Source organism: Butyrivibrio sp. LB2008, assembly GCF_000621565.1.
GTDB lineage: Bacteria > Bacillota > Clostridia > Lachnospirales > Lachnospiraceae > Butyrivibrio.
The window spans coordinates 181272-207746 of the sequence record NZ_KK211305.1 but is presented as its reverse complement, the minus strand read 5'-3'; the positions used below and the strand labels follow the sequence as shown (position 1 = coordinate 207746).

Below are 26475 nucleotides of genomic sequence, written 5' to 3'. Positions count from 1 at the left end.
TCCTTTGCTTTTTTTATATCAAATTGCTTTCCTATGATATAAAAACGCTCCGCTATGGATGCGACTGATTAAAATAGCTGTTGACATACTCCGACTGTCATAGTATATTGTTATCTGAACCAAATACCACGACTAACATAGTACGTTTATAATAGTATGATAGTCATAGTATATAGAGAGGAGACATAATATGCCACAAGATCTGGGTACAATTTTTTATTTTGATTGGGAACTTAAGTTCCTACACTTTTTGCAAAGCATTCATAATCCGATATTAGATTCAATTATGCTATTTTTCACTAATTCAGGCAACATAATTATGATTTTGATACTTATATCGATTGTCTATCCAAAAACAAGAAGGATAGGGATTCAGATGTATCTTGCATTATTCATTTCCATACTCATAGTAAACTGCGGCATGAAGCCTTTTATCACAAGATGCAGACCTTGTTGGCTGGAACCCGGTGTGAAAATGCTAATAGAGCTCCCTCAAAGCTACTCTTTCCCATCAGGTCATTCAAGTACATTTTTTGCAATGGCAACGGCAGTGTTCTTAAGTAATAAGAGATTCGGAATACCTACCCTTGCGGTAGCATCCATAGTCGCTTTCAGCCGTTTATATCTATTCGCTCACTGGCCAACTGATGTCATGGGCGGCATATTTACAGGCGTCTTGAGCGGTGTTTTGAGCTTTTTGATAATTGACGCACTCATCAATATTTTTAGAAAAAAAGTAAAGGACAAATAATATGAAAACAAGTTTAAGATTGTCAAAGTATTTAGGTGGCATCGTTTTAGCACTCATACTGATATTTACTCTTCCCGGAATAATTGTTCAGCGAGCAAATATTACTAACAAATCATTAATGGAGATAGTTTATCTGCTTTCGATCATTGCTATTCTCTCAGCAGTGATAATCGGGTTCGGAGAAAAAAGTGTTTTCCATTTTTCTTTCAAAAGCTTTAAAGATACTTTCACTATTGGCAGCGTCATGTCAGCCGTTACTGCTTTCTATTTGATAACAAATATGTATAAAGCAATCAAAGACTACGGCACACCGGCCATGGACACAAAATCTGTTGTACTGTTTTTAATCTCAGTCTTTTTAGGCGCCGGTATTCGTGAAGAATTACTTACCAGAGGATTGTTGCTCTCATTCTTTAAAAAAGCATTTGGCAACAGCAAAGCATCATGCCTAGCTGCAATGTCATTGTCATCACTTATCTTCGGCGCAATTCATATTTCAAACCTTGACGGCGCAACAAATCCGACACCTATATATGCCCAGATCATTTATGCTGTGGGAATCGGTTTCTATTTGGCAGCACTTTATTTAAGAACAGGCAATCTTTGGGGAAATATGGTTTTGCATTTTCTCTTTGACATCAGCTTAATGATATATCCCATAATCTATGCAAACAGAAGCGACATGGATGTTCTAATCGGAGAATGGCTGGGTGACGGAATCATCATAAAATCAATCCTGATATCGGTTGTATCTGTGTTACTTGGACTTTACCTTATCAGAGACAGCAAGATGAAAGACATTTTTAAATCTGATAAAAACAGCTCTGATACTATAATGTAAAAACATCAGGTTACCGATATATATACTGAAATACCACGCTTGATACCATTTCAATGCGTGGTATGGCAGCTAGGGAAAGCATGGATCTTCAAGGAGGATTATAAATCTTCAGCTTTGAAGGTTCATTTTTTTGCGCAATTATTCTGAACCTTCGGGCTAACAAACGGAGGAAAAGAACCATGAAAATTGCACAAAGTAACGTAAATCTGATGTCAAATTCATCGTACAGCAAAGGGAGTTTCGTGAATGTATCGATCAGCTCCGCCCCGCGAGGAAGTTTCAGCGACAGTCTTGAAACTCAGACGGAAAAAGTTGCAAGTGATGATTCGTCGACATCTGCCGGCGAATTTGCCCTGGGAAGTGAAAACTACAATTCGCTAAAGCCTTCAATGACAAGAAGACTGAACACAACGGACTCTCTTGAGGATCAGCTGATGGATATAAGAGCTTCACTTATTGAAATGATTCTACGTTTCATGAAGATTCTTGGCGGCGAGGATATGACAAAACGCTTCAGTCAATCATTGGATAACATGTCCGGAATGATCGGATCCGGAAGCGCATTTTCTGTAACGACCGTAACCGAAAGCCATTATGAAGAAGAGGCTGTATCCTTTGAAGGGGCGGGAACCGCTTTTACAGAAGACGGACGAAGTATCGAGTTTGGAGTTAAATTCTCCATGTCTACAAGATTTGTACAAGAATCCGGCATAAGCATCTCAAGCCCGACAAACTTCTTAGATCCTCTTACGATCAATGTCGGCAGGGAAATAACATCAATAAGCGATCAGACTTTCTATTTCGACATTAACTGCGACGGAAAAGAGGATAAGATTTCAAATCTTTCGGCAGGTGCAGGTTTCCTTGCCCTTGATAAAAACGGTGACGGGAAGATAAATGACGGTTCGGAACTTTTCGGCACAAAGAGTGGAAACGGATTCAAAGACCTGTCCGCATACGACAATGACGGAAACGGATGGATTGATGAAAATGATGAGGTATACAACGATCTAAAAGTCTGGATTCGTAACGAAGACGGCACCGATTCTCTTCTGTCCTTAAAAAAAGCCGATGTCGGCGCAATATATCTTGGAAGTGCCGTAACCGACTTCAGCTTACGCGACAGTTCTTTTAACACTGCTGCCAAGCTGCGCGCGAGTGGCGTGTTCCTAAAAGAAAGCGGAGGTGTTGGAGTAGTTCAGCAGATTGATCTTGCGACTCACGAAGAAGCTATAGAAAATCGTTCCATTTCATAAAAGAGTCGGTCGCATCCATAGCGGAGCGTTTTTCTATCATAGGAAAGCAATTTCCTATGATAGAAAAAAGACGGAGCTCGGTGTTCTGACACGCCGGTGCTCCGCCTTTCATATTCTTTAATTCATTTTGGTTCCGTCCGAGAGTTCACGCTCTCTCTTACCATCTACTTCACCGCTCAGGAAATGGCGTCTGCAAAGGGATACGTATGATTCATTTCCTCCCACCATAACCTGCTCTCCTGTGCGAACAATCTTGCCGTTACTTACTCTTGCATTGAAATGTGCGCGGCGTCCGCACCAGCACACGGTCGGAACTTCTTCGATATAATTTGCTATCTCCATGAGTCTCTTTGAACCTGGGAAAAGATGGCTCGTAAAATCTGTACGAAGTCCGTAGCATATAACCGGAAGGTCATATCTGTCCACAACTTCAGCAAGTATATCCACCTGCTCTTCCGTAAGGAACTGTGCTTCGTCAACGATTACGCAGTCCAGTTCTTTCCAGCCTTCCGACTTCCCCGTAAACCACTCATTTTTTACTTCATCAATGAAATCTTCCACAAATGTAGCTTCTGCGCTAAGTCCCATTCTAGACTTGACGATCTTCGCCCCGTCTCTGTCATCGGTCTTGGGCTTAAGAAGAATACATTTCTGCCCCTTCTCCATATAGTTGTACTGCACCATCAGCGCATTGGCTGTCTTTGAGCTCCCCATTGCCCCATATCTGAAATATAACTTTCCCATACCTTCTCCCGTATTTTCTATTATTTTTTCTCATCCGAATTGATAAGAACAAGTTTGTTGTAAGGAATCTCGATTCCCTCTTTTGCAAATCTCTTCATTATCTCTACAAGGCAGTCAGAGCATGCCTTCGGGTTATCCTTGAAATCCTCTGTCTCAACGAGCGCCCTTAATGTGACGCCGCTGTCATCACAGCTCTTACAAAGAACCGTAGGCCTTCCTCCGTGATGCACAGGATTCTCAACAATAACATCGGCCATAATATCCATAGCCTTCTGCATATCCGTGCCATACGCCACAGAGATCACAATCGGAAAAGAAAAAGATTCTTCCTGAGTATAATTAATGATAGTCGCCGAGCCCACCGTAGAGTTGGGAATATATATGATCTCGTTCTGATAAGTCTTGATAACCGTGTGTCTTAATGTGATATTCTCAACATAGCCGGGATCGATAGAGTCGATCTTGATTCTGTCGCCGATATCAAAGGGCCTGGATTTTGCTGCGGATATCGCGATACCTGCAAAAACATTTGATAATGTTGACTGGGCTGCAAGACCGAATATAGCTGCGATAAGTGCCGATGAACCGGCAAACGTCTTCCATGCGTCTGTAAGAACATTTCCGGCAATGGTGAAAAATGCCACTCCCCAAATTACCGCAATCATTATGCCTCGTAAAAAGACAAGGTGAATCTTACCGCGGAGTCTTTCCTTACTGATATATTTGACGATCAAAAGATTTATGACATATGCAAGAATTATCGGAAGCGCATAGCTAATAAAGCAATCAATTACCACCATCGTCCAATGTAATGGCACATTTTCCTGACCGAGCTGTGAATTAAGAAAACAATCAATTATCATCATCATCCATCTCCTCAAATGCGATCATTGAATCGATAATGTCTTCAAAATCTTCTCTCAGTTCTTCAATTGTATCGCCTTCATAGGTATAGATCTTTCCGTCTATTACAACTTCACCTGTGTAATAATCACACTTCTTGTCGTAGTTAACGGTACCTGTATATCCTTCGTATTCAAACTCTTTTTCCATAGTATTATCTCTTTCTTATTTTAAGTCTTTGTACTTGGCAAATTACTATAAGCATTGTAAATCATTCATAGCTGAATTAAAAGGATATCGGGGGAAAAATCGTGATTTCGAACACTCTTATCCACTTTGAATAGCATATACCGATTTTGCCGATAAAAAATATTTTTGCAAAGTACGCTTGACATTTATTGCAAAGTATACTATGCTAAATATGCAAAGCGAGCTTGGCAAAAAGTAAGGAGGTGTCAATGAAGAACAAGATAAAAGAATTGCGAAAAGCAAATAAGCTATCGCAATCAGAACTTGCCGACATTGTGGGAACAACCAGACAGACAATTACTTCCATTGAGGTTGGTAAATACACTGCTTCATTGGTACTGGCATATAAGATAGCACACCATTTTAACATGATAATCGAAGAAGTATTTGATTTTAATGACCCGGAGGAAGAAAACTAATGAATAGCAGCAAAAAAGATAAGATCAAAGAATCAATTAAGAAAAAAATCACTTCATATTCATCAATAGTATTTTTGAGTATCGCATTACTCATTATTTCTCAAAGAACATCTATAAGCTCACTTTATAAAAACTCAGAGCAAGCTGATTTTATGCATGGATTTGTTGTTGGAATGGTTATTGTTATAGAAATCATTTGCGTTTATCAAATTTCAAAATACGTAAGTGCTCTTAAAGATGAAAAAAAGCTTATTCGAATCTACAACGAGCTCAACGATGAGCGTCTTTGTCAGATTGAATCATTATCCGGTAAATCCGCAGTTGAATTTACCGCAATAGTTCTTCTGATCCTTGCAATTATTGTAAGTTTCATCAGCTTTGAAGCTATGATAGCATTTTTAGCTGCATTAACCGTTCTTTTTATCACAAAGAAATCATGCTCAATATACTACACCAAAACTTATTCAGGCGAATAAAAATATCCCGGCATCCTAAATGAATCCTAGGATGCCGGGATATTTATTATAATTTATTTGAATCAATCCTTAACTTCGATCTTCACAGCCTCCTCTTTCTCAGGAATAGCTTCCTTCTTGGGGATGCTGACCGTAAGAACACCGTTCTTGTACTGAGCTATGATGTCTTCAGGCTTAAGTCCCGGTGTACGGAAGGATCTCTGGTAAGAAGAACATCTTCTCTCGCGACGGATGTACTTACCGTTCTCATTCTTCTCGTCCTTGTTCTCATTGTGCGAAGCACTGATGGTAAGAACTTCGTTCTTGAGATCGATGCTGATATCTTCCTTGTTAAATCCTGGAAGCTCAGCCTCAAGCTGATAACTGTTGTCTTTTTCGATGACGTCAGTCTTCATAAGACCTGATGCCGGCTCGAAGTTTTTCTCAATAAGTCCCGAATCATACAAGTCACCGAATAATCTGCCACCAAAAAAGTCATCCATCTCGTCAAACAAATTATTATTACTCCATAACATAGGCATCAACATAAGTCATCACTCCTTCTATAAAAATTTTTTGTTGTAGTAGTTTGCGCAACCTTTCAGATGATGTGTTAGCACTCTCATCCTTCGGCTGCTAATTTTCTTTACAAGTATGTTATAGAACAACTAGAACAAAAAATCAAGTGATTAATTATAAAAAAAATATAAAATGTGTAATGTGTAAATTTGACCAAAAAAAAGCGCAGGTCTTACTCCTGCGCGTAATTATCAAAAAATCTGTTTACTGAATATTGTCCAAGGATTGGAGCCGGAATCTCTTTCTTGCTGTGAATGAGAAAATGCAGATTGTATAAGAAAAAGGCTGTTCCACCGATCATCACAAAGATGATAAAGCAAATCTTCAATGTTCCGTCAAGTACACCAAAGCAATTGTTATATGCCAAAAGAATTCCTGATGTCATTCCGGATACAGTTGCAAAACAGCATACCGAGCGGTACAACATATTTTTCTTTTGCATAACATCACGGAATATGAACAACGCTGCCAAAGATAAAACAAATAAAATGCTTGAAATAACAATTCCTTTTATATCTCCAAAATAATATAAAAAACTATTTAATACTTTAACGCCCATTGTTCCCCCCATGATCATTATTCCTATCAACACTATTCCAATTGTAACCAATAGCTTCTTCATAGTACTTCTCTCTGTTGCTTTAACATGCTTTTAACAACTCTTTAACATTCTAGCACATCTACTTCCACTAAATCAAGCAAAAAAAATCTCGCAAAGACATTAAAATCTTTGCGAGATTTCTCAATTTCAACAATATTAAGATAAAACACTGTCACACGGGCAATCCCCATATGACACAACTTTGTAAACTTCTAATTTATCAATAGTTATCTGCTTTCTTCTCGAAATAGCTCTTAGGATGATTGCAAACAGGGCACATTTCGGGAGCCTTAGGTCCAACTACGATATGACCGCAATTTGAGCAGATCCAGATTGAATCTCCGTCTGATGAGAATACAATGTCTTTCTCGATATTCTCAAGGAGCTTTTTATATCTCTGCTCATGCTCTTTCTCGATCTCAGCAACTCTGTCAAAGAGATATGCGATATCATTGAATCCTTCCTCACGTGCTTTTGCTGCAAAAGAAGGATACATCTCCTGCCACTCGTATGACTCTCCCTCTGCTGCTTCTTTGAGGTTTTCTACTGTTGAACCGATTCCTGTAAGAATCTTGTACCAAAGCTTAGCATGCTCTTTCTCGTTATTGGCTGTCTCTTCAAAAATCTTACTGATCTGAACATAGCCGTCTTTTTTTGCCTTTGAAGCAAAGTATGTATATTTATTCCTTGCCTGAGACTCACCTGCAAATGCAGCAAGCAAATTCTTTTCTGTCTCTGTTCCTTTAAGTTCGTTTGTTCTTGGTTCTAAATTTGCCATATTTCAATCTCCTTCTCTTTATTTTTGGATAAATATCCATATATTTACCTGTATTCGTATTTTAACATAGGAATTGCCCTTATAAAAAGCATGTTTTTAACTTTTACATATAAAAAGGTTATTGCCTAAAATAAGCAATAACCTTTCGCATAAACAATCACATTGCAATTATCTGGCAGGAGCCCATGTTACACCATAAAGCTGCTCCATCATCTTGCGAAGTTCTTCCTTCATCTTGTCACAGGCTGAAGCCTCGTCAGGGAAGTTTATAACCCCGATCCTTTCCTTCTTATCCTGGAAGAATACGGCCCATCCGTTTTCTGTTTTATCAAGACATACACGATTTTTGTGATGTCCTCCAACTTTATATAATTTTGAAGGAACGAGATGTTCCTTGAAGAATTTCTTTAATTCCTTGGTATTCACGGTATACCTCCTAGCACATTGATACCAAAAACCTTTGATGTAGTTTTGATTACTACATGAAGTATACCATCATATCTTCTTCATGACAATAGCAAAATATTATACAAAAAAAGAAGAAATGCTAAAGCAAATAGCATTTCCTCCACATTCTTCTGTTTAATATATTACGGAAAGAGCCGCCAAAGCCGCTCCCTGCCCCCAGGGATTGTTTCCGTAGGTCTGATAATGCACCGCAAAATCATCGCATGAACTCAGCGAATCTGTTACGATTCCGCTCTTAGTGTGAGCATATATACACTCTTTTGCTCTCTTTAACGCCTCTCTAATTCTGCCTGATATATCATCTTCTCCAAAGACATCATTATTAAGCGCATAACCAAGCGCATATGCTATCATTCCTGTCGCAGACAGATCTATATGCCCGTCAACAGCCTGCATCTGCCAGCTCCAGCCGCCGTCTTTTCTCTGATACTTAAGCGCAGCCTCACAAAGTCCTGTAAATTGCTTCAAAGATTCTTCATTTGCCTTGCCCATAGAAGCATTTACACCAGCACCCATAATGAGCCAGCCAAACGATCTCCCCCAGCAAAGGATTCCTTTTCTATCATAAACATAACCAGTCTTAGAAGCTTTGTAAACGTCAGCATCTTTCCTAAGTTCATATCCGTGATAACAAAGCCCGCTTGCTTCGTCCATCCCGTTTTTATAAAAAAGTCTCAGCTGCTCGTTACTGTCAAATGCCTTATCGTCACAGGCCGCCATAAACATGGAAACCTGTCCGATTCCGTCAGCGAAGATATTTCCGCTTCTTCCGGAATTGTAAAGGATTGCGCCCTCCGCATCTCTTCCGGCACTCTTTAAATACGAACTTACCGCATCTGCAGCTTTCTTATATTTCTCATTTCCTGTTATCTCATAAGCCTTAATAAGCGCAAATCCCGCAAGCGCATCATCTACAAAGCTTACTTTACCGCCTGTCTTTTTAAGCCAGAGATCCACATGCCCTTCAAGAGAAGCCTTGATCTTATCGCTAATTTCTTTAGCATCTTGAACCTTCTCAAGACATTCAAGCGCCGAAACAAGCCCTACCATAAGCATCCCCGCATGCCAAAAGAACGGATCTTTTGTCCGCACACTTCTACCAAGTGCCTTTTTTACAAGGTCTTTTATCCTGTCCGAAAGGCTGACATTCATAATATTATTAAGCTGTTCTACGGTCTTGCCGACCACTTCATAATATGCAGCTTTATCCACAATTACGCCTTTCTGGTCTTGAGTTTTCCACAAAGATATCTGAATTCTTCACTTCTTCCGTATAAAAGGAAATATACTCCGTTAAATACAACGGTAATAATAACTACCATTGCTGCAAATCCAAGTATCGTAGGCTCAGGCATAACACGCTTCCCAATCAAATAGCATATGACCATGACCAATGCCATAGATGCGAGATATTTAAACGAATCAATAAAATAGCCAACTGCGCTTTTATCAAAACATGTCCTATAAATAATAACCGGCTTTGTAATATTGGCAATAAGCCCCGATATCACTGTTCCAACATAAACACCGGCAACACCTGAAACGGTAATACCAAAGATTTGCGGATTTCCACTCCATGCGATAGCCAGCCAGACGGACAAAATAAGATTAACAACACCCTGAATCAATGCGAAATACTTATCCTGTTCAAAAACTCCCGCCGCTGTCTTGAAATTAACGAGAACTTTCCTTTCTCCTTTGAAGTAATAATCCGTAACATACAGGATCACAGCTATCGGAACAAGTAACCAGGCCGGATTCCATTCATCGCCTTTGGCATGCTTTGTCCACATTTCTACAAGCGGTGTAATGAGAAGCATAAATCCAACAGCGGAGAAACCATATATCCAAGCAGCAACAAACCTATATATCTTAAACATACCATACTGCTTTTCTTTACTTTCGGTTGCTATCAGATTACCAAAACTTGTTGTCAGCGAATTAAACACAGAATCAACAACGCCTGCCACTGCAAGAATAACCATAGTGTAATTACTTACATATCCAACCTTATCTATTCCCAAAACAGATGACATAATAATTGCATCCGTCTGCAGTCTTATAACATCACCGACTTTGTGGAACATTAGAGCCTTAGTTTTGGTCCATATAGTATTTTCCTCTTCTTTACTAAGCTTCTGAATATTCTTTTCCTTCAGAAGAGGATACATATTATCAAGATATTTTGATATAAAAATCTTTTGTATTAGCTGAATTATTGCATCCGTAATGAGAAAAAAATAGAAATTTTTTGTAGCTAATATAACAACAATCTGAACTAACACAGTGACTGTCTTTGTTATATTAAATGCATTATCCTGAATATAATTTTTCTGCTCTGCATTCGAAAGACTATACTTATAAGCTACAAAATAACTGCTTACAGTATTAAAAAGAAAAATCAAATAGAATAAAACAATGTCTCTGTGGTCTAGTAACATGTCTTTAGGCTGTTTAACTATTATGCCAAGAAACGGTACAAGAATTATGCCTATCACACTCACGACAACCGCTATGTAGTAATAAGCCTTCTTATACAGTTGTATATATGACTTAATCTTTTCTTTTTCGCCACGTGCTACAGGACCATACAGACTGAAATTAATTGCCGTTCCGATTCCAAGCTCTGCCATGTTCAGAAACGACAATATTTCAGCGTATAAACTGTTTATACCAAGATATTTATCTAAATCCTTTATAAAAAGAGTGCGCAGAATAAATGGCAAGATCAACGTGACAATCTTTCCCACAAATCCAAAAACAATATTCTTCTTCGCCGCCTGAACTCTTCCCATTAAACTATATTTCCCTTATTGTCCATGAGAATCCAATTCTTCCAATAGTCATGCATTGTCTCGGGATCTATCGGCTGATTGTTTCTCATCTTGTATGTTCTTATGACTTCGTGATCGGGTCTTTTGTTGAGTCTTGCGCCCCAGAAGCTGAATGTTGAATTGGCGCAGATATTACCCTTACAATGACTCATAAGCATGAGATCCTGTATACTGTCTTTGCCATTATTCCATTCAACAATCGTATATCTGGAGATATCGCCGTAGTGCTCTCTCGCGTAATCGTGATCGCTTGTAAAGATATAGAAATGCGTCTCAGGATCTTTTTTCAAAAAATAATCCATCGCATTCTTGTAGTAATCATCAGAAGCAATATTTCCGAGAATATTTACATTTGCGGGATCGAGGTAATCCCCTCTTCTAAGATGTACACTGACAGAAGGAAATCTCTCCATCTTCTCGGAGATGATCCTGTTTCTCATTGCAAGATCGGAATCTCTGTGAGGAGGGAATACAAAGAGTTCCCTAAGTTCATCCATAATATCTTCATAGTATTTCTGACATAAGAAATAACCTGTAATATACTTATCTTCAAACTCAAATATCTCGGGGTGGTACATCTTTGTCTCAACAAATACATTTGGATTTGAAGATGCAGTAAGTCCAAGTTTCTTGGTTATTTTCCCTTTTATCGCCGAAAAAAGATTTTGCTTTAAAAATCTGTCTCTCTCTTCATCGGTACAGACTTCGAAAGGAAGATCCTTAAAAAGAGGAAGCTCAAACTCTCTTGGAGCAAGCATCTTCTTCTGTACTTCTTCACTGAACCAGGAAATATCAAGCTTAACTTCTTTTCCGAGACTGAGGAGTTTTCTATATAGCGCATATTGCTGCATTTGGTTTCCCAAACCGCCCGCAATCTGAATTATGATCATTGTGTTCCTCCTTGTGCCTCTGTTTCCATTTTTTTCATTTTCATAATACGCATATATGCGTCAACAAGCGAATTTTCACTTGCAAGTTTCTGTACCGGAAGTACATATCCCTTGTACGTTCCAAAAAGATCTTTTGCAATTCCTTTACTCTTTACTGAATATCCTATAACAAGAGTCGGAATATTGCTACTATAAGCTGCAATTGTACTGTGAGTTCTTGCTCCCACAAAGAAACTACACTTTGAAATATACCCCTTGAGCTTCTCAGCGGGCATATCATTAAGAAGTACAACTCTTCCTGTATATTTATGTATCTCGTAGAGCTCTTTGAGTATCTTCCTGTCGTCGTTGTTCTTCCATACAACATGAGGAATGAGCGCAACGTTCTGATGCGTATTTCTCAAAATAAACTCTATGAAATTATTGTAATTCTTCATAGTAATTCCGGGTGTCTTCTCAAGCGCCTGCACCATCGGACTTAAGTTTATTCCGACAGTATTGCCCGGAAGAAAACCGTTGATTCCCGGAACTTTGGCCGTATCCAGCCTAAACGCCGGATCTTTTTCCAAAATAAGTCTGCTCTCGTCATATCCTGCTTTGACAAGCGCGTCATATGTAATGGATTCTCTTGCATAGATCGTATCATATGCCATGAGATCCTTAACAAGCTTTTTGTCCTTGAGGGAACTTGGCTCAATCGAGCATCCCCACAATATTGTTTCAAATCCCTTTTTTATAAATACCTTGTGTGCAAGGATCAGATCGGGAACCAGACTCTCATAGCAGTAATTATCTCCGCCTATGGATATTGCAAGGGGCTTTACTCCCTTTCCCTTCTTGATCTTTCCGGCTACACGCGTAAACTCAGCAAATGCATCCTTGTATCTGTATCTTAAAAAAGACTGTTTATCCCTGGTTATAAGTCGCCATAAGTAATAGATCACGTGGTCAACGAATTTTCTATCAATGTGTCTTTCCTCAACAATCGTGCAAAGGCCCTTTTTCTCAAGTACACCAAGAGAATACTTCCTGTCCTCAGCACAGCTGTTGGTTACAATGATAAGAGGCAGATCCTCCTCCGCTCCTGTCCTCTCTCTCTGTTCAGCGATCATTTTGACAGTAGTGTTGGCTATCGCCTCACAACCATGGTTTCCCGAACCGGCGTGCATATATAAAATTATCGGTCTGTTAAAATCAATATTCATATATATTCACCTGTCCTTATACTTAGCGTACATTTTCAAATACAGTTTCGGACTTATCCTGAACATTATCACTTTTATCTTATGTTCAAGTGACAATGCAGCAAATGCTCCTCTTGTCTTCATAGCATGCTTTATCCTATCGCCTGAAGCATAAACCGCTTCGCGCGCAAGATCGTTGTCCTTCTCACTCTCGGGAATGAGCGATACTTTCCCGATAACCAGCAGTGCTGTAAGTATCTGTGAAACGGCAACCTTAACAAAAGAATATATCGAAAGGTACTCATGCACCTCTTTAAGCTTATTTTCAGCAAGCTCCCAGCATGTAAGCTGATCCAAGAAACTCACTTTAAAAGCGGCCTTCATGGCTCCATTGTCGTTATCTGTGTATCTGTAATCATCGGTTCCTACAGGAACACTCTTTATATTTTTCTGTTTTCCTTCGGAAACGGAAATATCAAGTAAAAAAAGCAGATCTTCCCCGATAGTAAGGCCTTCTTTAAAAATAATATGCTCATCTCTCAGCTTTTTTCTAAGAAAGAGCTTTCCCCACACATGTGTATTGCTCTCAAGAACATAGTCCTCAATATACTGATAACCGCTTAACACATATGGCGAATCGATATCCTTGCACCCGTCTATCAGGACTGTGCCTTCATCAGCATAATTATACATATTTGCGACGCAATTTTCAGCTATTGTATCATCGGAATCGACAAAACACACATATTTTCCGGTTGCCATCTCCAAGCCGATATTTCTGGCACCGGATACGCCTCTGTTCTTGATGTGCTTGACCTTTATCTTATCCTGCCCGTATTCTTCGGAAAGTTCATCGGCAATCTTTGCACTTGCGTCTTTGGAACCGTCATCAACAAGAATTATCTCAAAAGCATCGTCTTCTATCCCTTTTTGAGTAACACAAGACAAGACGCACTCTCTGAGCGTGTCCTCTGCCTGATATACAGGAATTATGATGCTAACGAGTACTTCTGTATTCAAAATCTTTCTCTAAGCTACATCGAACGAAAACTATTATAAACGTACATCCGATGTAACGGCTCCTACATTAATATTCTGTCCAGTCATCCCTGGGAACTCCGGTCAGACTGTCAAATCCGTATTTGTAATGGTTTGCATAAAGGGAGTTAATCCAGTAAATATTATTTTCCGGATGATCCTCGTCATTCGGATCTCCCCAGCCTTCGATTATATCTGCATCATACGCCATTTCTGTATATTTGCACTTCCAGTCAGGTCTGAGCAAAGGCACCTCGACATCTTCCTCTCCGGCCGCTGCCTGTTCCTCAAGATACGCGTATCTCTCACTATATTCCCTGTATACACGGGCAACATTTGCACCTTGCTCGATATATTCAAACGAAAACCATATTCCCATTACTACAACCGCTGACGTATATATTCCCTGAAGAAGTCTTTCAAGCTTCTCTCCTTCACCCGAAACAGTCAGATCGGTCATATTCATCATAACACCAAGCCCGTTAATAACCGCAATCATCAGGAATATTCCTGCTCCGTAATAAGCTCTGAGCTGCGGATCTCCCGGAACTGCGATGAGCGCAAGTGCCGTAGCAAGAGCTACGAATCCGATAATTTTCATAAAAGCTGTTACTTCTGCGTACTTTTCTTTGGAGACACATATACTGCGAATAATTATCAACAGTACAACAAACATCAGCACAAGAATAAGATAATTCTCTTTTATATTAAGGAATATCTTAAGGAATCTTGCCATCATGCCCAGCACACCCGAATGTGCTTCTTTATCTGCCGCATCGCCTGCCCTCGTGAAATTTGAGGGAGATAAAAACATTATCACAAAACCGGCACAGCTTCCTATAAGCCCGCATATCATCCATGGTTTTATAAAAGAAAAGCTCTTCTTTTCTCTCCACTTAAGATAAAGCATAATAAGCAAAAACAGAATTGCTCCGCCTGAAGTATTCTCATTGCACCATCCCGACAGAATTCCCCAGAATGCCATTATAAGCATCAGCTTTAGCGTATTCTTCTTTTCAGAATCCATGCATTTTCTGAAATAAGTCATGAATCCCAACAGGATAGTTGTTGTAAACAGGTAATTACATGCCCCGTCTTCCCAAAATACAGACTGGCTGATCGTAGGATCGAGCATCCATAAAAAACTTAAAACAATCGCATAAACTCTGACATCATACTTCCTTCTCATATCAACATTTACGTATATGAGAAGTGACTCAATCGTAAATACAAGCGCCGAAACTACATTAAACACATTCTTGGTCCCCGTATACAGGAAGACTCTGAGAATAAAATGTGCAACACTTCGTCCGCCGTGTCCCATGTAGTGCTCATATTCCTGCCTGAAGAGATCAAAGAAATTGTTGGCTTCCGCCACATCATTCATATAATTCAGATCATCAGACATATTCGGAGTAAAAAATGCATATATCAACACTGAAACAAAGGCTACGCCAATCAGTATATAAAAAATCTTTTTCCTTATCTTTTCAGACATTATCTCCTATCCTTTTTCGTACAAATTCCCCAAGATAAGCTCCGACAACAGGAAGAATAAACAATCTTCCCATAAACCTTGATACAAATATCGCCTCAACAACAGTATAAATAGAAAGCGACATTATTACGATCAATGTCCAAACATCTTTTTTCTTGTAGCAGATAGCGATCAATAAAATAACAATGGCTACTACCACAATCCCCGGAATAATTCCAAACTGGTAAAAAATCTTAACCCATCCCATATCAAAAGCTTCATCGCTCGATATGTCTGAAAAAAGCTTCCATGTCTCAATAGCTCCCGCAGGTTTACTGTACGCATGCGAAAGTGCATGTATCCTGCCGGTCAGCTTATCATCAATACTGCTTATTATATTATAGTATTTGTGCCCCAGCTCGTACCTGGGTATATAGCTTACAATTGCCGCCCAGACGGAAAATGCCACGCACAAAACCGGCGATACTATTGCTGCAAGAACGTAAGCAATCTTGCTGTCCCTGAATTTCTTCGCATACTTTACCAAAAAGCCCGCAAAGAAAGCAATAAGACTTATATACTTACCTGTTCTGCTCTGAGAAAGTATACACGCTTCATAATTCATCAAAAATACAAATATCCATTCCCTGAGCGTTGAGGTCTCACCATAAACCCACATCCAGAGTAGCACGATTGAAAATATGCATGAATAGAAATCATTGGGATGTCCAAAACCAAGTGTATATCTTGTTTCTTCATAGCCTCTTCCAAAATCCTGCAGCGGAAGCGCCATATTCCCGTATATTTTCAATTCGGCCATAAGAGCTATAAATGCAAATCCGGCAGACATGACATAAAACACATACTTCATAGTCTTCTTAACGTCCACATCCCTTGCAGCCATCACGAATACAGTATATCTTAAGATGTCATTTCGCCTTGTGATCCTCCAACATATAAAAGAAAAGGCAAATATCACTCCTAAAACTATCCACTCTTTTTTGTCATGCTCCATAAGAAGCACAACAATTAACGAAATAGCGAAAGTAACATAAAAAACATAAGTTGAAAAATTACGTAAATAAAGCTCACTCTTATCCAAAAGCATTATACCAAGCTCTATGGTAAGCGCAACGTAAAATAAAACTTCACTAAGTTTAGCCCTTTTTTCTTCGCTTAAAAAGTTCATGTTATCTACCTGCTAAGAATTCTTTTTATCTTGCGAAAAGCTTTTCTCATAAATCTTCCCGCCGTAATATCCAAGTAATGATAAAGCTTTGATGCGGCAGTTATCCCGGGCATAACAAGATGTCCGTATTCATCCATATGCTCAAGAAGATATGCAGGATATGAATCGTCTATCTCGCCCCTTTCAAATTTTGCGGCTCTGCCAAAGATATCCTGCCCTAGAACCAGATGATCCATAGTCTCAGCAAGAACCTCTTTGTCATTGTGCTCCTGATGAGCAGCAGCTTTGACCTTAACTCCTATCCTCTTAGCAGGATTGGTCTCTTTGTATCCGCCCATATATCCGAAATGCCAGCCGCCGTCTGCAACTCTGACCGATCTCTCATCCGTTACGGGAATGATATCACGAAGCCTTACAATACCTTCCTTAGGGATATTATCAAGTGAAGTGATCTTGGTTCCAAGCCACTTTCTGTCTTTTTCAGCTATTTCCGGAAACTCTCCCGTTATGGACAAAAGCTTTCCCGACTTCTCTTCCATGTTCATGTAGACATAGAAATTTCTCTGAGCCAGGTGATAGACCTTATTCTTGTCAAAGTTTGCAATGATATTCTCAAGAACTGACGGATTCGGTATCTCATCGACATCTCCGAATATCAGCACATCGTCTGCCGTCGCGCCCACTTCTTCAAGTCCGCGCTTTAAGCAGTTCTTTTGATAATAATCTCTTTCATGCGTTGAGATATCCATAGGTGTATCATCAACCGTTATATAAACTATCTTGTGAAGATAGTCCTTAAAAAGCTCTCTGTTCTTATCAAAACAAAGTTCCTTGGGTTCCCCTGAAAAAGTAACCGTGGACTCCTCAATAATGAACTTATCCACATACTTATCAAGAATTCCAAGCCTTAGCTTCAATATATCAAGTTCGTTAAAAAATGGTATCAAATCATAGACCATCTTTATGCCCTGCCTATCATCTTCTTAATCGCAGTCTTAACAGTACTTACAAAAGCTTCTCTGTAGAGACTCTTTCCGCCGTTTACAGTCATAAGACCATGAACGTGTATATCCTCTTCGGGTGCGAAATCCGGAAGATCTGTCTCAAAATATTTTTTGTAAAAGTCATCCGCAAACAGCTCTGAAAGCTTGCTCTTCTTCTGTCCGTATGACAATCCGGAGTAAACAATCTTTGCCACAGCGATGGCACAGGTAAGGGATTTTCTCTTATCAAGAACATCAAAGAGATCTGTAAGCCCCCATTTATCGCCTATTCTGTCTATTTCTCCCCAAACAATCTTCTGGTTATCAAGAAAAGCTCTGTTGTAACTCGCAGTCAGACTCTGCTCGTTTCTTCTGTAATAATAGAGAATCTCATCTATGTAGGCTATTCCGCCCGCTCTGTCGACATACTCCGCGGTCTGCAGAAGATCTTCGCCATAGTTAAGTCCGATTCTCTCAACATCTATAAGCGCAATGCTCTTGTGAATACACTTTATCCACATGGCATTAAGATAATCGCCCTTTAATACAAGCTCTTTAAATGCACGCTTCTCTTCGCCGCTGTAGATTTTCCCATTTGTAAAAGAAAAATCTTTAAGCCTTTTTTTATCGCCGCCAAGCTCTGTCGCATTGAAAAAAATCAGCTCGGGAGCATGGCCTTTTTTCTCATAATCCCTGATAAGATCCGCAAGCTTTGACAGCATTCCGGGAACAAGCTTATCATCCGCATCAAGAGCAAGAATATAATCGCCTTTGCTGACCTTTATTCCCTCCTGCCTTGCCTGATAAAGCCCTATCTTTCCTTTGTGGATGACGGAAACATTATCGTTCGCAGCGGCATACTCGTCGCATATTGCAGGCGTTTTATCGCTCGAACCGTTCTCGGAAAGAATGATCTCAAACATATCCTTACTATTAACTTGTTGTGCAAGTGCAGAATCAACCGCCTCGCGGATATACTTCTCACCGTTGCACACGGGAACTATGATTGAAAAGATCATGTAATGTTATGCTCCTCTTTCCACTTTTTGGTCTTTCTCCAAAACAGGAACGGTCTGACAGCCATCTTAAAGCGCTTCTTCGGGCTGTAAAATCTGGGATAATTTGCATTTTCTCCCCACCACTTGTGGAAAATAAACGGCTCTATGCCCTTGTTTTCAGGTAAGGGATGTTCTCTTCCGAATGTAAGTGCGAGTTCAAAAGGTGCCCACTTAAAGCCCTTTTCCTCCATTGCATTCTTGGAATGACAGCAGATAAAAATATCTTCGTTGTAGAATCCGTCGTCAACCCTCTCCCACTTAAGGTTGTACTTGGAAGGGAATTCCAAGAGTCTCTTGGACCTTATGGAGACGCTGTTTCCGACTCTGCATATCGTGCCCTTGCTGTCCCTGTATGCATAATCGTTCTTGGGGAGCGGCCAGGGCGAACCGATGTAATCGTACTCAAGGAACTCATCATTCCAGTTCTCGGGATGAATAACAAATCCGTCCGCATGAACAAGCAGCACAAAATCAGTATTTATGTGGTCTTTAAGTTCATAGACCATTTTGTAATTAAATTTATCAATGCTGTCGAGTTTTGAAGTATAGCTGAATCTGATATTCTTGGGCAGATAAAAAGGCTTCTTATCCGATACCAGAACAACGTCACCAAACTCGATTTCCCTCATGCTGTATTTAAGCGCCTGCACAGTCTCGTAGACATTGACACTTGTCATTGCGCAGAGCGTAACCTGAGGGAGCTTAATCTTCTTTTCCATTTTGTTCCTCTGTCTATCGCACTTTGATCAAATTTATAATCCGATCAATACTGATATTTCTTGATAATTCCGACTCTCTTCTCAAGGCTTCTGATAATCTTCTTTAGGTAAAAGACACCGTACAGGCTCTTTCTTCTGATTATCTGGCAAAAGAGCCTTATCTTGCCCGGTCTTATATTTCTTCCGGCGTAAAGTGCCGATCTCTTTTTATATTCCTCAAGTTCCCTGCGGCACTCATCCGCCTCAAAGATCCTGCCTTTTTTGTCCTGATAGTGAAGAAAACTGTATATATTCTGCTCGGAAGACCAGAAACCATCCGAGATATTATGTCTCGCCCAGTACTTCGGCGCTATCGCATACTTAAGCTCGGTGCTTGAGAGCACAGGCATTATGGAAAAAGATGAATTCGACAAGATCAGATATCTCGCATTCTTCAAAGTAACATAATCTTTTCCCATGTCGAAATGATGGCATTCGTACTCCGGAAGCACCTTTCTTGCAGCTTCCTCATCCTCAGTCACCACCATGAATCTCATATTTGGATTTATCTTCTTCATATGCTTTATCGCATTTAAAAAGTATTTTCTGTCAAGATAGAGCTCGGGATGATTTGTATACTCGCCGCCTCTTATGTTGATAATGCAGAGGTCATCGCTTGTATACTCATACGACTCGGCCTCGGGCTTAACCTTGAGCCAGTCCTTTATCTTGTCTCTGTATTTTTCAAAATAGCTCTCATCCTGGAGATTTCCGTAGATAAGAGTATTGTCCTCAATCTCAAAAAGTCTTTTGTCCGCACCGCTTATGTAACACCCGTTACTCATGTCGTGCCTTGAATTGCCCATGTAAAGGCGATCGTCCTGCTCGTTAAAGATTGTGTATTTATCCCTGTCCTCAGGCGGTATCTCAGTTCCAAGGTCAATGTCCATAAAGTACATTCCCTTATTCGAGTGAAAAACGTTTCCCACCTGACCGGGGTTTATGAAACCGAAATCCACACCTTTTTCCTCAGCCATGCACCTTGTCACAACATAGAAAAAGAGCTGATTTCCAAGTCCGTATCCTTTTATAAATTCTGTTCCGATCATATTATCTTTTCCTTCTGAGAAGAAAGCATTTCGAGGGCGGTATTGCAAAACTAATATTCGCCGTTCTGTAAACCGCACATCCCTGCACAGCGTCAGTGAATAACGTTTCTGCCCTCGAGAGTAGTCTGCGTGATCTTCTCGTCCTTGACCTCATAGATTATGTCGCAGTTCTCAATAGTATTGAGCCTGTGAGCTATGATGATCATTGTCTTCTTGCCGTGGAAGCTGTTGACAGCCTCCATAACTGCTGCCTCTGTCTCATTATCAAGAGCACTTGTAGCTTCGTCAAACACAAGTATCTCGGGATTATGATAAAGAGCTCTCGCTATTCCTATACGCTGTCTCTGTCCGCCTGAAAGTCTCACACCTCTGTCACCAATCTTCGTATCTAGTCCTTCGGGAAGGCTCTTAACAAAGTCAGCAAGCTGGGCTTCTTCCATAACTTCCCAGATTCTGTCCTCATCAATCTTGTCTGCATCTATACCGAATGCAATGTTCTCTCTTATAGACTCATCAACCATGTAGATTGTCTGAGGAATATAACCTATCTGCGCAAGCCATGAATCGTAATTACTGAATATATTGCTTCCGTCGCAGAGAATCTCACCGCTCTGCACATGCAAAAGGCCGAGGATAATATCCACAACAGTTGATTTACCGGCACCCGAAGGTCCTATGATACCGACTGATTTTCCCTTAGGAACAACCATATTTGCTCCGGTAAATATATTTGTCTCAGCGTCCGGATAAGCAAAAGTGATATCTTTTATCTCAATCTCTTTTTCCAAATGAAGCTCGGGACCTGCGATTGCAGCTCTCTCCGCTCTCATCGCCTTATCCGTCTTCATTGAATCCGTGAGATTGTTATATACAAAATCAAGGCTGTACTGGTTGTAGGCAATCTCTGCAAGATATGTGTTTATCCTGTTTACGGCAGGCATAATCCTGACAGCAGCCAGTCCGATTGCAGTCAACTGCGCAAGCACATCTTTTGTATTTCCGCTTGTTAACATTGAAAATAATACATATACCAAAATAACCGTCACAAATATAGTCTCTATAAGAATTCTGGGAATATTGTTCATAACGGCATAGTCTCTTGCAAGATCTGCACCGACTTTTCCGGATTCATAATAATTTCTTATAAAGAAATCCTGTCTGTTAAGTACTTTTACATCCTTAAGTCCGTATATTGCCTGAAGTCTCCATTTGGCAATCCTGGACTGTGTCTCCTGATTCTCTTTTCCAATCTTATTAAGCCTTGGCTTAAGCAACTTGCTATTGAATAGTGTCAAAAGAATAAAAACAATTACGCAAATAATCGTCATCATCGGTTGCATAATCAGGATTACTGCACCCAACCCTATAGAAACGATCAGCTCTGTTGCAAGTGATAAAAGCGACAACATTAATGTAAATGTTCTTGGGATATCACTGTCTGTTATTCTGAAAACAGTGGGAATATCAGCTCCGAGATAGTCCTCGTACGGTCTGTTAAGGAACTCTCTCATAACCCTGCTGATCATGTCATTTCTGGCACGTGTTATAAATGTATTCTGTCTGTGAATAAGAAATATCTGATATACATTCTTTACAAAAAACAAAATAATCATTGCTACGGCAAGTTTTTTAGCAAATTCAGCATCGACACCGAGATTAAAGAATTTCACAATACGCTTTAGCGCACTGTATTTCTCAATAACATCCTGCATAGCGTTCGGGTCCAGAATTCCCGTCATAACGGGAATCATCATAGAAACACTGAATGTCTCAAAAATACCCCCAATGAGTATAAGGACAGCCAATACAACCAACTGTCCCTTCTGCTTTCTATCAAATATATATCTGAGTTTTGAAAATAAACTGACTTTTTTATTATCGGTATTACTCATAATCTGTACGTTTTCTTGTATTCCTCTTTTGTATTATTTAAATTGCAATCTTTGTCATTCTGTCCGTGTAGACATCGTCCATATCTTTATTGTTTATCCACTTGGACGGAGCAAGTATGATCTTATCAGGTGCATCGTTAAGCCACGCAGCCCACCAACTGAAAGAGCTGTTTGCTATAATGTGATGTTTGCACCTGCTCATAAGCATCATCTCGGCTATATCGGTGCCTTCACCCTCTTCAAGTTCAACAACATTGAAATTAGGCCCCTTGAAGTGCTCTTTGCACCACTTCTTATCATCGGTAAAGATAAAGAATACCGCGTTGGGATATTCCTTGATAATCTTATTTATCGCATCTTTGTAATACTTTTCAGAGCACAGATTATGAACCGGCTTGTGCTCCGCATCAATATAATCGGTTCTTCTAACATGCAGGCTGACTGATTCACAGCACTCAATCTGCTGAAGCACAGACCAGCTTACTGCGTCGTTCATAAGTTCCTGAGGTCTCTTCTCAAAAGCATGTCTGATATCCCTGATATCATTCTCTTCTGCAAAATATTTATCACTCTGCCAATATCCCACAAGATAAGCATCTTCAAGTTCAAGTATCTTGGGATCGAACCTACCCGACACTTCATCTATCCTAAAAGTTTTTCTGCCTGTAAGTTTTCTTCTGATACGGCTGAAAATATCCATCTTGGAATCCGTAAGCGCGACAATCTCTTCTTTTGTTGCCTTATCATACTTTATGCCATATCCCGAAAGAACCGGAACTCTGAGTTTGTCATTTACAAATCCCGTCTCATCATCAATCTTTACGGTCTTGCCTCTGTTTTTCAGTGCCGTATACAGCGCATATTGGAACATCTGGTTACCCAGACCGCCCTTAAGTTGAATGATAATCATACACCCTCCGAATGAAGTCCCCAGTATAGCATCTAATTTATTGCATACACTACATTATTATAACCCAGAATGTGTATATACTCAAACATCTATGGATACCTAATCAAGGAATCGACTAATATTTTTCTTTACATTTTAATATCAATACACTATACTATGCTTACTAGAAGCGAGTTTGTTACCGTACGGCTATTGCCCAGACGGGGTACCCGCTTCTTTTTCTTTTTTGACATTTACCAAATCATATAGATACAAAAAATAATGTTGTATATAGCATAAAAAAAGTTACGTCCCTTTCGGTCTGTCTGAGAGGGACGTAATTTTTCATTGTATTCATTTTTTGCATCTTTCGTTCAGTGTATAACGGTTACAATTACACTATCATTCTTCCGCGTCGTCATTTACTTCCGATTTCCAATAATCTCCGTTCGCGATTCGTTCACGGATCTTATCTTCGCTGCGGGAGAGTTCTTCCATCCAAAGGTCGTAAGACTTCTTCCAGGAATTGTAATTGCGGCCGTGTCTTCTGTCATGTTTGCCAAGTTTGCCTGTCTTAACATAGTTCTCTGACAAGTAATCTTCAAACCAAACCGTCACTTTATCGGCGCCGACGATATTCACATGAGTTCCGCCGTCTTTGTAATCGGTAGTCTCATCAAAGCCGATTTCATCAAGATGCTTGTTCATATCGAGGAACTTGTATCCTCTTTCGGTTACATACTCACCGATATAATTGATTTTCTTCTGCTCCTCTTCACTTACGGTAAAAGGAGTAATAATAAAGAGCGCATCCTTATTATGCTTCTTTAGACATGAAATAAGATCCGCCAAATACTCTTCCTGCTCCGGGGGCATCTTCTCTACGTCCGTAACGCTGCTGAAATTTCCTTTTTCAGCAGGTCCTACTTCATCGGAAGGCGTAAAACCTTTCAGATCATCAGGATACTCATAAAAAAACGCACGTAGCTGGCTCCACATTACAAGCGTCTTCCAATTTGAATGATACTTAAAAATATCAAAGTAAAAGTTAATGCGTTTCATATCCTCATTAACTTTGCCGCCATCGTCACTCTCAGCATTCTCTGCATTATCTTCATCATTCTCAGAATCTTCTGCATCATCTGCATAATCTTCATCTACCATCGCATTGATGGCGCGAATCCTGTTAAGAGAATACTTCATGTTATCCGTAACTTCCCTTGTGTGCCCCATGTTCTTATCTTTATCTGCATTTATAAGTTGCTCATCCTCTGCCTGCCACATCTTCATCTCAAAGATAAAAAGATCCGGATCCTGCGTCTTAAGAGCCTCTTCCACAAGATACTTTGCTGCAACCGGTCTTTGCATGTTTGTAGAAAGAGGATACATGGTTATCTCCATATCGCCGTAAATCCTCGGTGTAGCAATACAATAAGGAACAGGACTTGAACCGATAACAACAGCATCTATCGTATTCTTTTTTTCCGCATAAAAACCGACAAACCTATCCTTCGCATCACTGGGGGTTCTGATACAGTAAGTGATATGAGGGATAAGCCACATAACCGCCACTATGAAAATTATTATCTTAAATATCTGTTTCTTACTCATAGTTTTTTATCTGAAATCCTTATAAACCAATAACCGACACTTCTGCCGTGGTACATTCCCTACCACATATATTAAAAATCATCATATATCGAATCCGCAGGATTAAATCCCGGTCCGTACTCGGCAAGTAAAAGTACTGTGAAAAACAGTGCAAAATATACAAGCCATCTGATCACAAGCTTCTTGGACGCAATATACTCCCTTAAGTTTGAATATCCTTCAAATCTGCTGCCTGTAATCTTACCGTCACGCGATAGCTCCATTCTGTACTGAATAGTTGAAACCGTAATGAGCACCGCAAGTGATACAAGAAGCACTCCCCACTCGTAAATACTAAGTCCGAGATTCAACAAGCTACCGTCAATAAAGATCTGCGGATTAAACGCACTCACGCTTCTTTTAAGCAATCCAAGCGCATGCGGAATACTCTTTGATCTAAAGAACAGATCTCCGATGCATACAAAGAAAAATGTTCTCACAACCCTGAATCCGTTTGCAAATTTACTCTGCAGATTGATGTGCATCTTCTTTTCAAAAATCCATGTAAAGAACGGAAGTGTCACTTCTCCGAGCACGATATATGCCCAGTGCAAAAGACCTGAACCGATAACAAAAGTTGCCTCTCCTCCGTGCCATAAACCTACAGAAAACCATAAGATGAACATTGCAACATAAGTAGTGAGCTGCTTACCTTTCTTTTTACCACAGACTTTCTTAAGCTTCTTTCCAAGCCCCATTATCATCTTGGTTCTAAGAAGCGGATAAAAGACATTGTCCTTCATCCAGATTCCGAGCGTAGCATGCCATCTTCTCCAATACTCGCTTATGTTCTTAGCAAAGAAAGGCGTCGTAAAGTTCTCGGGAAGAATGATTCCAAGCATCTCGGACAAACCGATCACAATATCTATTCCACCCGAAAAATTCGTATATAATTCAAACGCAAAACACACAGTACCCAGCCAGATATATGCTCCCGTGTACTCTGCATCAACGGCATAAATCTCATCAACTATAGTGCGAAGTCTCTGCGATATAACAAGCATCTTAAAGAAGCCCCAGAGCATTCTCTGCGCTCCGAATGTAAGATTCTTAAAATCCGCTTTGTGATATTCAAACAACTGTCCACTGTGTTCGCGGGTTTTTATAATAGGTCCCTGAACCACAAGCGGAAAGAACATACCGATGAGAGTTGTCTCAAGAAGGCTGTCCCTTCTTACTCCGATGCCGTTATAAACTTCAATGAAGTATCCCAAAAGAATAAATGTATAGAATGAAAGCCCCGTAGGAGGTGTAATACCGCCCCCTGTTATGAACTTATAGAACTTAAACACGATAAGTATTCCAAGAAGAACAACAAGCTCCGCCGCAAGTATCAGCCTTCTTTTTAAAAGCTCTTTTTCTTCTGTGCATTCCAAAAGCTTTAAAAGCACCCATGTCGTAAACGAGGCTGCAAGCGGAAAGACAATCTGCACATAGTTTCCATTTACGGAAAACAAATAGAAGATGATGCTCGCAAATAAAAGCACCACCCACTGACCTCTTTTTTTGAACAAAAGAGGAATCGTATAATATGCAATTAACACAAGTGCAAAAAAGCACAGAAAATAAAACGAAGTTATACCCATAAAAAATCTTTCAT

At 39.9% G+C, this 26475-nt stretch carries 27 protein-coding genes; 5 read left to right on the top strand and 22 right to left on the bottom strand.

The genetic code is table 11. The annotated features are described in order from the left end of the window. The first annotated feature begins 190 nt into the window (after positions 1 to 190). The 3 genes from T356_RS0110910 to T356_RS20420 all read left to right on the top strand — a co-directional run bounded on the left by T356_RS0110910 (position 191) and on the right by T356_RS20420 (position 2848). A complete protein-coding gene (locus T356_RS0110910) occupies positions 191 to 751 on the top strand; it encodes a phosphatase PAP2 family protein (protein WP_051563381.1) in 561 nt (186 codons plus the stop codon). Position 752: 1 nt separating this feature from the next. Beyond that, entirely contained in the window at positions 753 to 1592 is an 840-nt protein-coding gene (locus tag T356_RS20425; protein ID WP_051563380.1) for a CPBP family intramembrane glutamic endopeptidase, read from the top strand. Positions 1593 to 1771: 179 nt separating this feature from the next. Then, entirely contained in the window at positions 1772 to 2848 is a 1077-nt protein-coding gene (locus tag T356_RS20420; RefSeq protein WP_051563379.1) for a hypothetical protein, read from the top strand. A 117-nt stretch (positions 2849 to 2965) separates the two neighbouring features. Here T356_RS20420 and T356_RS0110895 read toward each other — a convergent pair whose 3' ends face one another. From T356_RS0110895 to T356_RS19185, 3 genes are read right to left on the bottom strand one after another with little or no spacing between them, the layout of a single operon-like run. Next, a complete protein-coding gene (locus T356_RS0110895) occupies positions 2966 to 3592 on the bottom strand; it encodes a thymidine kinase (protein ID WP_026514511.1) in 627 nt (208 codons plus the stop codon). 20 nt (positions 3593 to 3612) lie between these two features. Then, positions 3613 to 4458: a mechanosensitive ion channel family protein gene (locus T356_RS0110890; RefSeq protein ID WP_026514510.1), complete on the bottom strand. Its 846-nt coding sequence runs from the start codon at positions 4456 to 4458 to the stop codon at positions 3613 to 3615. Beyond that, on the bottom strand, positions 4445 to 4645 hold the full coding sequence (locus T356_RS19185) for a hypothetical protein (RefSeq protein ID WP_035780979.1): 201 nt from the start codon (positions 4643 to 4645) through the stop codon (positions 4445 to 4447). The genes T356_RS0110890 and T356_RS19185 overlap by 14 nt, the downstream gene beginning before the upstream one ends. A 248-nt stretch (positions 4646 to 4893) precedes the next feature. On the opposite strand from T356_RS19185, the gene T356_RS0110880 reads away from it, so the two are divergent. Then, positions 4894 to 5103, top strand: coding sequence for a helix-turn-helix transcriptional regulator (locus tag T356_RS0110880; protein WP_026514509.1), 210 nt, complete (start codon positions 4894 to 4896; stop codon positions 5101 to 5103). Beyond that, entirely contained in the window at positions 5103 to 5579 is a 477-nt protein-coding gene (locus T356_RS0110875; RefSeq protein ID WP_026514508.1) for a hypothetical protein, read from the top strand. Before T356_RS0110880 ends, T356_RS0110875 begins: the two co-directional genes overlap by 1 nt. Positions 5580 to 5641: 62 nt before the next feature. Here T356_RS0110875 and T356_RS0110870 read toward each other — a convergent pair whose 3' ends face one another. The 19 genes from T356_RS0110870 to T356_RS0110780 form a co-directional block, all read right to left on the bottom strand. Continuing rightward, positions 5642 to 6100 (bottom strand): Hsp20/alpha crystallin family protein, encoded by a 459-nt coding sequence (locus tag T356_RS0110870; RefSeq protein WP_242846595.1) that lies wholly within the window; start codon positions 6098 to 6100, stop codon positions 5642 to 5644. A 209-nt stretch (positions 6101 to 6309) separates the two neighbouring features. Continuing rightward, a complete protein-coding gene (locus T356_RS0110865; RefSeq protein ID WP_026514506.1) occupies positions 6310 to 6759 on the bottom strand; it encodes a hypothetical protein in 450 nt (149 codons plus the stop codon). Positions 6760 to 6958: 199 nt separating this feature from the next. Next, positions 6959 to 7516 carry a rubrerythrin gene (gene rbr / locus T356_RS0110860; protein WP_026514505.1) on the bottom strand — a complete coding sequence of 186 codons (558 nt, stop codon included), beginning with the start codon at positions 7514 to 7516 and terminating at the stop codon, positions 6959 to 6961. A 168-nt stretch (positions 7517 to 7684) separates the two neighbouring features. Next, the gene (locus tag T356_RS0110855; protein ID WP_026514504.1) at positions 7685 to 7942 is read right to left on the bottom strand and encodes a hypothetical protein; all 258 of its coding nucleotides are present in this window, start codon (positions 7940 to 7942) and stop codon (positions 7685 to 7687) included. A gap of 156 nt (positions 7943 to 8098) precedes the next feature. After that, a complete protein-coding gene (locus T356_RS0110850) occupies positions 8099 to 9196 on the bottom strand; it encodes a glycoside hydrolase family 88 protein (RefSeq protein WP_026514503.1) in 1098 nt (365 codons plus the stop codon). A gap of 2 nt (positions 9197 to 9198) precedes the next feature. Then, positions 9199 to 10779: a lipopolysaccharide biosynthesis protein gene (locus tag T356_RS0110845; RefSeq protein WP_026514502.1), complete on the bottom strand. Its 1581-nt coding sequence runs from the start codon at positions 10777 to 10779 to the stop codon at positions 9199 to 9201. Then, positions 10779 to 11708 carry an alpha-1,2-fucosyltransferase gene (locus T356_RS0110840; RefSeq protein WP_026514501.1) on the bottom strand — a complete coding sequence of 310 codons (930 nt, stop codon included), beginning with the start codon at positions 11706 to 11708 and terminating at the stop codon, positions 10779 to 10781. The genes T356_RS0110845 and T356_RS0110840 overlap by 1 nt, the downstream gene beginning before the upstream one ends. Then, complete coding sequence (locus T356_RS19180; RefSeq protein WP_051563378.1) at positions 11705 to 12913, bottom strand: polysaccharide pyruvyl transferase family protein; 1209 nt, start codon at positions 12911 to 12913, stop codon at positions 11705 to 11707. The genes T356_RS0110840 and T356_RS19180 overlap by 4 nt, the downstream gene beginning before the upstream one ends. Positions 12914 to 12919: 6 nt before the next feature. Next, on the bottom strand, positions 12920 to 13912 hold the full coding sequence (locus T356_RS0110830) for a glycosyltransferase family 2 protein (RefSeq protein WP_026514500.1): 993 nt from the start codon (positions 13910 to 13912) through the stop codon (positions 12920 to 12922). 67 nt (positions 13913 to 13979) lie between these two features. Then, on the bottom strand, positions 13980 to 15428 hold the full coding sequence (locus T356_RS0110825; protein WP_026514499.1) for a DUF3329 domain-containing protein: 1449 nt from the start codon (positions 15426 to 15428) through the stop codon (positions 13980 to 13982). Next, positions 15421 to 16596 (bottom strand): hypothetical protein, encoded by a 1176-nt coding sequence (locus tag T356_RS0110820; protein WP_026514498.1) that lies wholly within the window; start codon positions 16594 to 16596, stop codon positions 15421 to 15423. The genes T356_RS0110825 and T356_RS0110820 overlap by 8 nt, the downstream gene beginning before the upstream one ends. Positions 16597 to 16601: 5 nt before the next feature. Beyond that, on the bottom strand, positions 16602 to 17555 hold the full coding sequence (locus tag T356_RS0110815; protein WP_026514497.1) for a glycosyl transferase GT17 family protein: 954 nt from the start codon (positions 17553 to 17555) through the stop codon (positions 16602 to 16604). Positions 17556 to 17557: 2 nt separating this feature from the next. Then, positions 17558 to 18598, bottom strand: coding sequence for a glycosyltransferase family 2 protein (locus T356_RS0110810; protein ID WP_026514496.1), 1041 nt, complete (start codon positions 18596 to 18598; stop codon positions 17558 to 17560). Further along, positions 18595 to 19356 (bottom strand): DUF5672 family protein, encoded by a 762-nt coding sequence (locus tag T356_RS19175; protein WP_242846594.1) that lies wholly within the window; start codon positions 19354 to 19356, stop codon positions 18595 to 18597. The genes T356_RS0110810 and T356_RS19175 overlap by 4 nt, the downstream gene beginning before the upstream one ends. A gap of 44 nt (positions 19357 to 19400) precedes the next feature. Further along, positions 19401 to 20444, bottom strand: coding sequence for an alpha-1,2-fucosyltransferase (locus T356_RS0110800; RefSeq protein ID WP_026514495.1), 1044 nt, complete (start codon positions 20442 to 20444; stop codon positions 19401 to 19403). A gap of 92 nt (positions 20445 to 20536) precedes the next feature. Beyond that, positions 20537 to 22336 (bottom strand): ABC transporter ATP-binding protein, encoded by a 1800-nt coding sequence (locus T356_RS0110795; protein WP_026514494.1) that lies wholly within the window; start codon positions 22334 to 22336, stop codon positions 20537 to 20539. 37 nt (positions 22337 to 22373) lie between these two features. Beyond that, a complete protein-coding gene (locus tag T356_RS0110790) occupies positions 22374 to 23246 on the bottom strand; it encodes an alpha-1,2-fucosyltransferase (protein ID WP_026514493.1) in 873 nt (290 codons plus the stop codon). 381 nt (positions 23247 to 23627) lie between these two features. Then, positions 23628 to 24836, bottom strand: a complete 1209-nt coding sequence (locus tag T356_RS0110785) for a hypothetical protein (RefSeq protein WP_026514492.1) — start codon at positions 24834 to 24836, stop codon at positions 23628 to 23630. A 71-nt stretch (positions 24837 to 24907) separates the two neighbouring features. Further along, positions 24908 to 26461 carry an MBOAT family O-acyltransferase gene (locus T356_RS0110780; protein WP_026514491.1) on the bottom strand — a complete coding sequence of 518 codons (1554 nt, stop codon included), beginning with the start codon at positions 26459 to 26461 and terminating at the stop codon, positions 24908 to 24910. Positions 26462 to 26475: the final 14 nt, after the last annotated feature.